The organism is Streptomyces sp. NPDC058691 (assembly GCF_042714775.1).
GTDB lineage: Bacteria > Actinomycetota > Actinomycetes > Streptomycetales > Streptomycetaceae > Actinacidiphila.
The window spans coordinates 14,462-26,502 of sequence record NZ_JBHXSO010000035.1; the positions used below are offsets into that span (position 1 = coordinate 14,462).

Annotated in this window: 10 protein-coding genes; 3 read left to right on the forward strand and 7 right to left on the reverse strand. The window is 72.9% G+C overall.

All coding sequences use genetic code 11. The annotated features are described in order from the left end of the window. Positions 1-4: 4 nt before the first annotated feature. The 6 genes from ACFWVC_RS23970 to ACFWVC_RS23995 all read right to left on the reverse strand — a co-directional run bounded on the left by ACFWVC_RS23970 (position 5) and on the right by ACFWVC_RS23995 (position 7,320). A complete protein-coding gene (locus ACFWVC_RS23970; RefSeq protein WP_360899168.1) occupies positions 5-850 on the reverse strand; it encodes a branched-chain amino acid ABC transporter permease in 846 nt (281 codons plus the stop codon). 30 nt (positions 851-880) lie between these two features. Beyond that, positions 881-1,597, reverse strand: coding sequence for an ABC transporter ATP-binding protein (locus ACFWVC_RS23975; RefSeq protein ID WP_384289632.1), 717 nt, complete (start codon positions 1,595-1,597; stop codon positions 881-883). After that, positions 1,590-2,396 (reverse strand): ABC transporter ATP-binding protein, encoded by an 807-nt coding sequence (locus tag ACFWVC_RS23980; protein WP_384289636.1) that lies wholly within the window; start codon positions 2,394-2,396, stop codon positions 1,590-1,592. Before ACFWVC_RS23980 ends, ACFWVC_RS23975 begins: the two co-directional genes overlap by 8 nt. 479 nt (positions 2,397-2,875) lie before the next feature. Continuing rightward, on the reverse strand, positions 2,876-5,386 hold the full coding sequence (locus tag ACFWVC_RS23985) for a SpoIIE family protein phosphatase (protein ID WP_384289641.1): 2,511 nt from the start codon (positions 5,384-5,386) through the stop codon (positions 2,876-2,878). 53 nt (positions 5,387-5,439) lie between these two features. Continuing rightward, positions 5,440-6,255: a tyrosine-protein phosphatase gene (locus ACFWVC_RS23990; RefSeq protein WP_384289645.1), complete on the reverse strand. Its 816-nt coding sequence runs from the start codon at positions 6,253-6,255 to the stop codon at positions 5,440-5,442. 36 nt (positions 6,256-6,291) lie between these two features. Then, positions 6,292-7,320, reverse strand: a complete 1,029-nt coding sequence (locus ACFWVC_RS23995; RefSeq protein ID WP_384289649.1) for a polysaccharide deacetylase family protein — start codon at positions 7,318-7,320, stop codon at positions 6,292-6,294. Between the two features lie 315 nt (positions 7,321-7,635). Between ACFWVC_RS23995 and lpdA the strand changes: the two genes are divergently transcribed. Then, positions 7,636-9,039, forward strand: a complete 1,404-nt coding sequence (lpdA, locus tag ACFWVC_RS24000) for a dihydrolipoyl dehydrogenase (RefSeq protein ID WP_384289653.1) — start codon at positions 7,636-7,638, stop codon at positions 9,037-9,039. Between the two features lie 15 nt (positions 9,040-9,054). Here the strand turns inward: lpdA and ACFWVC_RS24005 are convergent, their stop codons facing one another. Next, positions 9,055-10,167, reverse strand: a complete 1,113-nt coding sequence (locus tag ACFWVC_RS24005) for an XdhC family protein (RefSeq protein ID WP_384289659.1) — start codon at positions 10,165-10,167, stop codon at positions 9,055-9,057. A gap of 173 nt (positions 10,168-10,340) precedes the next feature. Here ACFWVC_RS24005 and ACFWVC_RS24010 point away from each other — a divergent pair, with 173 nt between their 5' ends. Both ACFWVC_RS24010 and ACFWVC_RS24015 read left to right on the forward strand, forming a co-directional pair. Continuing rightward, a complete protein-coding gene (locus tag ACFWVC_RS24010) occupies positions 10,341-10,865 on the forward strand; it encodes a hypothetical protein (protein WP_384289663.1) in 525 nt (174 codons plus the stop codon). A gap of 423 nt (positions 10,866-11,288) precedes the next feature. After that, complete coding sequence (locus ACFWVC_RS24015) at positions 11,289-11,789, forward strand: hypothetical protein (RefSeq protein ID WP_384289668.1); 501 nt, start codon at positions 11,289-11,291, stop codon at positions 11,787-11,789. Positions 11,790-12,041: the final 252 nt, after the last annotated feature.

A 12,041-nucleotide genomic window follows, 5' to 3' on the forward strand; every position in this document is an offset into this window, starting at 1 on the left:
GCGCTCACACCCGTCGCACGGAGGTACGGGAGAACAGCCCGTTGGGCCGCACCATGAGCACCGCCATCAGCACCACCAGCGCCCCCAGCAGGGCCACTTCGGAGCCCAGGTAGCCCGAGACGTAGCTCAGTGTCAGCCCGACCACGAGTCCGCCGACCACCGCGCCCGGCGGACTGTCCAGCCCGCCGACGACGGCCGCGGCGAAGCCGAAGACCAGCACCGCGTCGAACTGGTTGGGCCCGACGAAGGTCGTCGGCGCGATCAGTACGCCGGCGAGCGCGCCCACCGCGCCGGCCAATGCCCAGCCCAGCGTGAGCACCCGCCCGACGCGCACACCGAACATCCGCGCCACCTCCGGGGCGAAGGCCGCGGCGCGCATCCGCAGCCCCACCGGCGTGGCACGGAAGAGGACGACCAGCAGCCCCATGACGACCAGCACGGCGCCGATGGTGAACAGGTCCGACGGCGACAGCAGCAGTCGCGCGCCGCCGATGCCGAACCCCTGGATGCCCAGCAGCGGCGGGAAGGAGCGCGGCGACCCGCCCCACACCATCCCGGCGACCGCCTGGAGGAACAGCAGCAGGCCGAGGGTGACGATGACCGCGTTCATCGGCGGGGCGTTCTCCACCGGCCGCACCAGCAGCCGTTCCACCACCGCGCCCAGCAGGAAGCCCGCGGCCAGGGCCGCCAGCAGCCCGGCCCAGTAGGAACCCGTCGCGTGGATGACGCCGAGCGCCACGAAGGTCGTGATCATCAGCATGCCGCCCTGGGCGAAGTTGACGATCCGTGTCGCCCGCCAGATCAGCACCAGGGAGAGCGCGACCGCGGCGTAGACGATGCCGCTGCTCACCCCGCCGAGTGTCAGATTGATGAAATACATTCAGAACCCCAGGTAGGCGTGGCGGAGGTCGTCCGCGGTGGCGAGACGGGCGGCCGCGTCGGCGGCGACGACCCGTCCCAGGTTCAGCACGACGCCGTGGTCCGCGACGGACAGCGCGCTGCGCGCGTTCTGCTCCACGAGCAGCACGGTCAGTCCCTGTCGGTCCCGCAGGTCCCGCAGGACGGCGAGGATCTGGGCGGTGACGCGGGGCGCGAGCCCGAGCGACGGCTCGTCGAGCAGCAGCAGCCGCGGCCGGGTCATCAGGGCGCGCCCGATGGCGAGCATCTGCCGTTCGCCGCCGGAGAGCGTCTCGGCGGGCCGGGCCCGGCGTTCGGCCAGCGCGGGGAAGAGCCCGTACACCTCGTCGAGCCCCTCGGCGAGCCGGGCCCGGCGCTCGGCGCGGCCGCGCCAGAGGCCGCCCAGGCGCAGGTTGTCGTGGACGCTCAGCTCGGTGATCACCCCGCGTCCCTCGGGCACATGGGCCAGTCCGCGGCGTACGGCGTCCTCCACCGGGAGGCGGGTGATGTCGTCGCCGTCCAGCACGATCCGCCCGGCGCGCGGGCGGACCAGCCCGTGGACGGCGCGCAGCAAGGTGGTCTTCCCGGCGCCGTTGGCCCCGAGGACGGCGGTGATGGAACCCCGGTCCACCGTCAGGGAGACCTCGTCCAGCGCCCGGACCATGCCGTAGCGGACGGCGAGGCCGTCGATCTCAAGCACGGGAGGACTCCTCTCGCGTCGTGTCCGCCGTCGCCTCGGTGACCTCGTCGCCGAGGTAGGCCTCGGTGACGAGCGGGTCGTCGCGTACCTCGTCGGGTGTGCCCTGGGCGATGGCCCGGCCGAAGTCCAGGACCAGGACCCGGTCGCAGACGCTCATCACGAGGTCCATGTGGTGCTCGACGATGACCACCGCCATCCGCTCGCGCAGTCCGCCGATCACCTCGCCGAGCCGGCGCATCTCGGCCTCGGACAGCCCGGAGGCCGGTTCGTCGAGCAGCAGCAGGCGCGGCTCCCCGGCCAGCGCGCGGGCCAGCGTCACCTGTTTCTGCACGCCGTAGGGGAGTTCACCGGGCAGCCGGCCGGCGACGTCCTCCGCCCCGAGTTCGCGCAGCACCGCCAGGGAGCGGTGCCGCAGCAGGCGCTCGTCACGGTCGGAGCGGGGCAGCCCGAGCAGCGCCGAGGCGAAGCCCGCCCGGGCGTGCCGGGTGGCGCCCACCATCACGTTCTCCAGCACGGTCAGCCGGGGGAACAGCCCCAGCCCCTGGAGCGTGCGGGCGATGCCGAGCCGGGCCAGCTGATGCGGGCGGGGCCAGGACACCGGGCGGTCCTGCCAGTACAGCGTTCCGGCGGCGGGCCGCACGAAGCCGCAGACCGCGTTGAACAGGGTCGTCTTTCCGGCGCCGTTGGGCCCGATCACACCGAGCACTTCGCCGGGCCGGACGGACAGGGACACCGCGTCGAGTGCGGACAGACCACCGAAGGAGACTCCGAGGCCGTCGATCCGCAGGAGGCTTTCCACCAGTCACCCTTCCTAGGGGAGTTCGGCGGGGCGGGGGAAGAGGGGCAGGGGCCGGAGGGGCGGGGCCGGTGCTTCCGAATCCGGACCCGGAACCAGACTTCGCATCAGAATCAGAATCAGAATCGGATTCGGTCCGGCCCAGGCTCCGCCCCGGACCGCGGACCGCAACGGCCCGCGGCGTGACCCCTGTTCAGTCGGGCCGGGACGCGGTCGCACCCGGCGGCCGGCCGGGCAGGGCGCGGCAGCGTGCGGACAAGTGGTGCCGGGTGTCGCCGAAGTACGTCATCACGCGGTCTCCAAGCGGGCAGGGCCGGTACGCCCCCGGATGCCGGGGCGCTCCGGGGTGGCCGCACGATACCGACTGGTCGGCATGTCGGGAAGAGGTGCTGCAGGTCACGGTTTTGAAGCGGTCCCGGCTCAACTGCCGCAGGAGTGGGCGCGGTCGGGGCTCACGGCTGATCAGGCGGGGTCAGACGCCGTCAGACGGGCCGCGCCTGCACCGTCAGCTCGCTCCACACCTGCTTGCCGCCGCTGAGCGGCAGCGTGCCCCAGGCCGTGGACACCGCCTCGACGAGGAGGATGCCGCGGCCGCCGGTGTCCTGCCAGCTCACGAGGGCGGGCTTGACGGGAGTGCGCGGAGAGCCGTCGCTGACCGCGATGCGCAGGCGGTCGCCGATGAGGGTGAGGTCGAGCCGGACCTGCCCTTGGGTGTGGACCAGGGCGTTGGTGACGAGTTCGGAGACCACCAGGAGCGCGGTGTCCACCTCGTCGCGGGGCAGCCCCCACGACCGCAGCGTGCGGCCGGTGAAACGGCGGGCGTGCGAGGTGGCGTCGGGCAGCCGCCACACCGCCCAGCTCTCACGGAGGGGCTTGACCGCCATGCCGTCGTAGCGCATGAGCAGCAGGGCGATGTCGTCGCCGCGGGTGGCGCCGTCCAGCAGCGCGTCGGCCATGAGCCCCAGGTGGCCGGGGTCGGTGCCGGAGAGCGCCTCGGCCAGCCGCCGCATGCCGTCGTCGTAGTGGAGCTCGGCGGACTCCACCAGCCCGTCGGTGGTCAGCGCCAGGACGGTGCCCGGGCGCAGGCGCAGCGGGATCAGCGGGAAGTCGGCGTGCGCGATGACGCCGAGCGGCGGCCCGCCGTCGCCCTCCACCGTCTCCGTCCCGCCGTCGGGCAGCCGCAGCACCGGGGGCAGGTGCCCGGCGCGGACGCACCAGCCGCTGCCCTCCTCCATGTCGATGGACACGTAGCAGCACGTGGCGAACAGATCGGTCTCCATGCCCATGAGCAGCCGGTTGGCGTGCGAGACCACGACGTCGGGAGGATGCCCCTCCACCGCGTACGCGCGGATCGCCGTGCGCATCTGGCCCATGAGCGTGGCCGCGCCCGCGTTGTGCCCCTGCACGTCGCCGATGACCAGCGCGACGTGGTGGTCCTGCAGATGGATGACGTCGTACCAGTCGCCCCCGACCTCCAGGCCGCCGGTGGTCGGCAGATAGCGGGCGACGGCGATGCCGCCGGGCAGTTCGGGCAGGCGGCGGGGGAGCAGGGTGCGCTGAAGGGTGGCGACGAGTTCGTGCTCGGCGTCGAAGGCCCGCACCCGGACCAGCGCCTGGCCGGCCAGACCGGCGGCGGCGGTCAGCACGGCCCGTTCGTCGGGGGCGAATTCGTGCGGGGAGTCCCAGCCGATCAGGCAGCACCCGACCACCCGTCCCGCGGCGGGCAGCGGGAGCACGGCCAGCCCCCCGGGGCCAACCCCTGCCAGCGCGGGCTCCACCGGCGTTCCCGGCGGGCAGAAGGCGATCCTGCCCTCGCGCAGCGCGGTCGCCAGCGTCGGCATCGAGCGGGTGGGGGCGTCCGGCCACTCCGTGCGCCACTCGCTGCGCCACACCTCGGGCCAGGCGCCCTGGTCCGCGGGGTCGAGCACGGTCACGACCAGCCGGTCGGTCTCCACCTCTGCCAGCGCGATCCGGTCGGCGTTGAGCGGCCCGCGCAGGGCCACGGCCACGACTTCGCTGACCTCCTGGACCGTCGAGGCGTTGGACAGGTCCGTCGCCAACTGCTGGATCCGGCCCACGTCGTTGACGCCCGCGCGCAGCCGGGAGGTGTCGCCGACGGTGCCCACCAGCCGCGCCGGGCGGCCGTTCGCGGCGAACACCACGTGCCCGCGCAGCCGCAGCCAGCGCAGTTCACCCGAGGGCCGGCGGATGCGGAACTCCAACTCGCGTTCACCGGTGGCCATGTGGCCCGGTTCGACCACGGACATGACGGTCGGCAGGTCCTCCGGCACGGTCAGCGCCAGCAGCGTGTCCACCCGACCGTCGAAGTCCCCCGGGGCCAGGCCGAAGAGCGCCAGGACCTCGTCGCCCACCTCGATCCGCCCGGAGTCCATGGCGAGGCTGAAACCGCGGGCCCGGCGGTCGTGCTGTGCCTCGGCCGGTTCGGCCGGCGGCGGCTCCTGCCGGGGGCGGGTGACGGCCCCGGCGTACAGCTCCAGGCACTGCCGGTCCTCGGCGTCGAACCCCGCCGGGTCGTCCGTGACGGCGACCAGGCAGCCCACGCCGTCCTCGTCGGCCCGCACCGGCAGCGCCAGCAGCGGCGCGTCGAACGGGGCCGCCCCGTCCGGCGGTTCGCCCGCCGCCGAAGTGCCGGAGATATCCGAGGTGTCCGAGGTGTCAGAGGCGCCCGACGTGGCGCTGACCGGCCCGCCCCGCCGGGCCGCGGTGGCCACGGGCGAGTTCCCGTTCGCCGGATAACCGTCCCGCAGGCCGTACAGCGTGCGGGGAACACCGGCCGCCGCGGCCAGGCGCAGCTCCCCGCCGTCCTCGGTGGGGAGGTAGACGGCGACCAGCGTCGCGCCGGTGAAGACCAGCGCCTGTTCGATGACGGATCTCAGGCGTCCGGACTGCTCCTGGTCGGCTCGGAGCGTCTTGAGCGCGAGCTCGGCCGACAGCGCCCGAACTCTGCGTCCCTTCGCGCCCTCGCTGACCACGTCGTCATTACACCGTCTCCGGGGCGCCCGCGCAGCCCGTGTGCGCGGAATCGTCACGCTCGGGAGCCGGAATCGACCAGTCCTTCCCGGAGCCGTTGCACCGCGGCATCGGGCAGTCGCAGGCCGTGGCGCACATAGCCGGTCACGTCGCCCCAGTCCTCGGTCACCGTGCGCAGCGCCGCCTCCAGATAGCGCGGGCGCGCCTCGACGACGGCCTCCGCGATCTCCGGGTCGCCGCCGGCCGCCGCGAAGCGCCGAAGTTCCGGGCGGAAGGCCTCGCGCACCGCGGGATTGACGGACAGGAACTCCCGCTCCACGACCGCGGGGTCCGCGCCCAGCAGCGTCAGCAGGACCGTGCTCGCCCACCCGGTGCGGTCCTTGCCCGCCGTGCAGTGGAAGAGCACCGGCCGCGCCGCTGGGTCCGCCGCGGTCTCCAGCAGGACGCAGTACGCGGAGCATGCCCGCGGCGACCGCACCATCCGCTCGTACGCCCGCGTCATCAGCTCCTCGGCCCTGCCCCCGCCGAGCTCTCGGTGCGCCCCCGCGGGGTCGTCGAGGAGGGCCGGCAGCCGGGCGGCCGGCAGGTCGGGGCTGTCGCCCAGGACATCGGCGACGAACAGCCGGGCGCCCTCGGGGAGGACGTCGGGGGCGGTGGTCCGCTCCTCGTGGGTGCGCAGGTCGACCACCGTACGGATGCCGAGGCCCGCGACATCCGGGTCGGCGCCAGCGTCGTAGCGGTCGAGCGGGCCGGAGCGCAGCACCACACCGGGCCGCACCTTGCGGTCCGGGCCCGCGCCCGCCAGCGGGATCCCGCCGAGATCCCGCAGGTTGACCACGGTTCCGGCGTCGATGGAGCTCCCGGTAGCCATGTGCTCATGGTGCGACGGGCGGGCCGCCCGCGCGATTCAGCGCCCGGGGAAGGTGTAGGTGTAACCGGCCGCGTCGAGCCGGTCGAGCAGCGTCCCGAGGGCCTGGACGGTCTGCGACCGGTCGCCGCCGCCGTCGTGCATCAGGATGATCCCGCCGGGCTTGAGCTCGGTGTTCACGTTCTCGAGGATCGAGTCGACGCCGGGCCGGCGCCAGTCCTCGGAGTCGACGGTCCAGCCGAGCGGGCGCAGGCCGTGGCCGGCGGCTATCGCGCGGATGGCGGGCGAGAAGTCGCCGCCCGGGGCGCGGTAGTACCAGAGCCGGTCGCCGGGACCGGCGGCGCGCGCGATGTCCTCCTGCGCGTCGACGATCTCGTGGCGGTTGTACGTGGCGGACTTGCCGCTCTGCGCCTCGTCGTGGTGGACGGAGTGGTCGCAGAGCCGGTGGCCGGCCGCGGTGATCTGCTTGACGAGGTCCGGGTGGGCCGCCGCGTTGGGGCCTATCTCGCAGAAGGTGGCCTTGGCGTGGTGCGCCGCGAGCACCTGGAGGACCTTCGGGGTCCACGTCGGGTCCGGGCCGTCGTCGAAGGTCAGCGCGACCGACTTCCCGCCGGTGTCCGTGCCGTGCTGGATGGACTGGTCGACGCCGCCGGCGGCGGGCGCGTGGGCCGGGGTGCCCGAGGCGGTGCGGTGCGGTGCCGGCGGGGTGGCCGGCCGTGCCGGGGCGGCGGCGCGGTGGTGCGTGGGCCGGGCGGGGGCCGCGGCGGTGGGCGCGGTGGCGGTCCTGCCGGAGGACGCCGCCGGGGGCGCGGGCGCCGGGGTGGCCGCGGTGTGCGCGGGGGAAGGCGTGGCGGGAGAGGCAGTCGAGCCCGACGAGGCAGACGGGGACGAGGCAGGCGAGGTCGGGACCGACGGGGAGGCGGAGGCGGTGGCCACGGTGGGCGCGGTCGCCGGCGCGGCGGCCGCCGTATCGGCCATGTGCCGGCTGCCGCAGGCCACCACCGAGGCTCCGGCGATCGTCACCGCGAGAACGCCGAGCGTCCGGTTCGCGCGAGTCGTCAGTGCCACGGGGGTACCTCCTGGTGCCGTTCGGACGCATGCGCCGCATGCGTGGATCAGCCCTCCACCGTAGGGGCCGCTTCCACCGCCGACCGCGGGCTTTGGTCCGTCCCAAGGTCCTTCTCCGACGGGACGTAAGTCCCTTCAGCAGCTTTGGCCAGAGGTGCGGGCGGGCGTACCGGCGCACCCGCCATGGCGCGCGGCCGATGTGACGGGTCGGACACCGCGCACGTGTTGCGCGGCCCGACCGGGCGGGTGATCGTTGCAGACGGGGAAGTCCGGCCTGCACGAGCATCCGTCAGTGGTCCAGACAGGGGTCGCCGCATGACCAGCACACACTTCGACGTCGTCGTCCTGGGCGCGGGCCCCGGTGGGTACGTCGCGGCCATCAGGGCAGCCCAGCTGGGCCTGCGGACCGCGGTCGTCGAGGAGCGCTACTGGGGCGGCGTGTGCCTCAACGTCGGCTGCATCCCGTCCAAGGCGCTGCTGCGCAACGCGGAACTGGCCCACATCTTCACCAAGGAGGCCAAGACCTTCGGCATCCGGGTGAACGGCGAGGTCACCTTCGACTACGGCGAGGCCTTCGCGCGCAGCCGCAAGGTGGCGGACGGCCGGGTCAAGGGCGTCCACTACCTGATGAAGAAGAACGACATCACCAAGGTCGACGGGCACGGCACCTTCACCGACGACCACACCCTCCAAGTGGCCCTCAACGACGGAGGATCACAGACCGTCACCTTCGACCACTGCATCATCGCCACCGGGGCCACCACCCGGCTGCTGCCCGGCACGTCGCTCAGCGAGCGGGTCGTGACGTACGAGGAGCAGATCATGTCGGACACGCTCCCGCGGAGCATCCTGATCGCGGGGGCGGGGGCCATCGGCGTCGAATTCGCGTACGTCTTGCACAACTTCGGGGTCAAGGTGACCCTCGTGGAGTTCCTGGACCGCGTCGTCCCGCTGGAGGACGAGGAGGTCTCGGCCGAACTGGCCCGCCGCTACAAGCGGCTGGGCATCGACGTGCTGACCTCCACGCGGGTGGAGGCGATCAACGACTCCGGCGACCAGGTCAAGGTCATGGTCACCACGGGCGGCCAGCGGCAGACCCTCCAGGCCGACAAGGTCCTCCAGGCCATCGGCTTCCAGCCGCGCGTCTCGGGCTACGGCCTGGAGCAGACCGGCGTCCGGCTGACCGAGCGCGGCGCCATCGACATCGACGACCACTGCCGCACGAACGTGCCGCACATCTTCGCCATCGGCGACGTCACCGCCAAGCTGATGCTCGCGCACGCCGCCGAGGCGATGGGCATCGTCGCGGCCGAGACCATCGGCGACGCGGAGACCATGCCGCTGGACTACGTGATGATCCCGCGGGTGACCTTCTGCCAGCCGCAGATCGCCAGTTTCGGATGGACCGAGGCCCAGGCCCGCGAACGCGGCTTCGACGTCCGCGTCGCCAAGTTCCCCTTCTCCGCCAACGCCAAGGCCCATGGCGTCGGCGACTCCGGCGGCTTCGTCAAGCTCATCGCCGACGCCACCCACGGCGAACTCCTGGGCGGCCACCTCGTCGGGCCCGAAGTCACCGAGCTCCTCCCGGAACTGACGCTCGCTCAGAAATGGGACCTGACGGCCACCGAACTCGCCCGCAACGTCCACGGCCACCCCACCCTCGGCGAGGCGGTCCAGGAGGCGCTGCACGGCCTCGCGGGCCACATGATCAACATGTGAGCCCGGCCGCCGGGCTCACGCGGGGCGGAGCGCCGGCGGGTGGATGGCCCCCGCGGTGGCCGAGAGCGGCATGCCGGTGCCGCCCCAGCGCAGCGCGACGATCTCGGCGCCGACGGACACCGCGACCTCCTCGGGCGTGCGCGCGCCGAGGTCCAGGCCGATCGGGGAGCGCAGGCGGGCGAGCGCCGCGGGGGGGACCGAGGTGTCGCGCAGGCGCTTGAGACGGTCCTCGTGCGTGCGGCGGCTGCCCATGACGCCGATGTACGCGGCGGGGCGCGTCAGCGCCTCCTCCAGCAGCGGCACGTCGAACTTGGGGTCGTGGGTGAGGACGCAGATGACCGTGCGGTCGTCGGTCTCGGTGCCGCCGAGATAGCGGTGCGGCCAGTCGACCACGACCTCCACCCCCTCCGGGAACCGCCGGGGCGTCGCGAAGACCTCTCGCGCGTCGCACACCGTCACGCGGTAGCCGAGGAAGAGCCCCATCCGCGCCACCGCGGCGGCGAAGTCGATCGCGCCGAAGACCAGCATGCGCGGCGGCGGGGCGAAGGACTGCAGGAAGACGGTCACGGCATCCTCGCGCCGCTCGCCGTGCGGGCCGTAGTGCCGCAGCCCGGTGACGCCCTGGGCCAGTCCGCCGCGGGCGTCGTCGGCGACCGCCGCGTCCAGACCCTCGCTGCCGAGGCTGCCGGCGACCGCGTCGGGCCACACGGCGAGCGCGGCGCCGCGCGGGGCGGGGCCGTCGAGCACGGTCGCGGTCACCACGGACCGGTGGGCCGCCACGGACGCGGCGACCTCGCCGAAGGCCGGATCGGTGGCGGGGGACACCGGCCGGACGAGAAGAGTGAGCTCGCCGCCGCAGGTCAGCCCGACCTCGAAGGCGTCCGCGTCGCTGTAGCCGAAGGTCTGCAGCCGGGCCTCGCCGGACTCCACGACCTCCTTGGCGAGTTCGAAGACCGCGCCCTCCACGCATCCGCCGGACACGCTGCCCACGACCTCGTCCCCCGGACCGACCGCCATCGCGGCGCCCGGGCCGCGCGGCGCGCTGCGGCTGACGTCGACGACCGTCGCCAGGCCGAAGGGGGTTCCCGTGGAGTACCAGCGGCCCAGCGCCGGGAGGATCTCACGCACCGACGGCTCCTCTCACACCCCCGCGCCGCAGGTCCTGCGGGACCGCGGCGCGACATGTGGTCCGTTACATCCGATACGCGCAACTGTAGGTCGCGCCCCGGACGGGTGCACGGCGTCGGAACCGCCGCTCCGGGCCCCTTGTGCCCTGCCATAGTCGGCGTAATGTTGATTACATGATTACGACTGAGCAGATGGAGGCGCTGCGCGGCTGGCTCGCCGGGCGGCTGCCGGAGGGACTGTTCGCCGAGCTCCTGGACGTGACCGTGGACCGCGAGGAGATCACGGTCGTCGGCCGCATCCCGGAGCCCGAGCTCGACGCGAAGGCGTCACAGGTGGAGCGCGAGGCCGCCCTGGACGGGCGCATCGCGGAGTTCAGGGAGCGCACGCGCGACGACCGCGTCGGCGTCGCCCGCGAGGCCGAGCAGCGTTTCGGCCGCAAGGTCTCCTGGGGCGTGGAGTGCGGCGGCCGCCGGGCGATGTACACCACGGTCTCCGCCCCCGTCATGACCCGGCTGCGCCAGCCGGAGCGGCAGGTGCTCGACACGCTCGTCGCGGCCGGCGTCGCCCGCAGCCGCAGCGACGCACTGGCGTGGTGCGTGCGCCTGGTCCAGCGCAACGCCGACACGTGGCTCGGTGACCTGCGTGACTCCCTGGAGCACGTTCAGCGCGTCCGTGCGCAGGGCCCTGACCAGGCCTGACACCCGGGCAGGTTTTGTTCCCCGCCCGCCCGCCCGTGTGCTCTGTGAAGTCACGCACCCCGGCGCGCGTTTCGGTGGGGTGCCGGGGTCGGGGCCTCCGGGGCTGGCCATTCTGGACAGCACATTTTGGTGCCTCGGGCACTCTGCGTTGGTTACTCCGGGTTGTGCACCCAAATATGCTCCACAGTCCAGAACGCCCACCCCTCCACCCCCGCCCCCTCCGTTTCGTCATGCGCCTGATCCCCAGTGGGGGTATGGAGGCGGCCGTGGCGCGGGCCCCCATTGGCGCAGCGCGGGCCGGGCAGACCCCGGAACTCAGATTTAGCTCAGAGGAATGGCGAACCTTGGGCAACCGCTCCGAGGGGTACGTAGGTTCCACCTGACAGCGCCTGAACGGGCGTTGGAAGACGGGGGGACCTTCACGTGGTGATGACATCGGTGCTGCGCGGGCTCGGACTCGGCGCTTTTGTGCTGTCCGTGGGGCTGCTTGCCGGATGTACCAGTGATTCCGGAGTGGCGGGCGAACCGCCTGCGAGCAAGCCGAAGCAGAAGAGCTCGGCGGCCGGATCGACTCTTGATGAAGAGCGATACAGCAAGCAACTGGCAGAGGTCCTCGGGACAGGGATCGCTCAACTCGACGATTCTTTCGTCGAATCCGGTAGTGAGCGTGTCAGCGACGGAATCCACACCTATTCGACACTGTCGCCCGGTAAGTCGTATTCCTTGGTGGTCGTCTGCGCCGGGAAGGGGAAGGTCGACCTCTCTGCGGGTGTGAAACCCCCGATCCGTCAGACCCTGCCTTGTGACGGCGTTCCTTTCACCCGACGCATCAAGAACGCGCCGGGGACCGTTGAGATCGACGCCACTGGAATGGCCGGCTCCGCTGGGATGGTGGCCTGGCGCGTCAGCACGCTCGACGGCTGATCTTTTCCCCTACCCGGCCCGCGCTGCGCCAACGGGGGCCCGCGCCACGGCCGCCTCCCTACCCCCCACCGGGGATCAGGCGCATGACGAAACCGGAGGGGGCGGGGTCGTAGGGGTGGGTGTTCTGGACTGTGGAGCATATTTGTGTGCGGTATCCGGGCAGGGATGGGATGAGCAGGTGCTGGAAACGCACGTAAATGTGCTGTCCAGAATGGCCAGCCCCGGAGGCCCCGAACCCGGCCCACCCCGCAA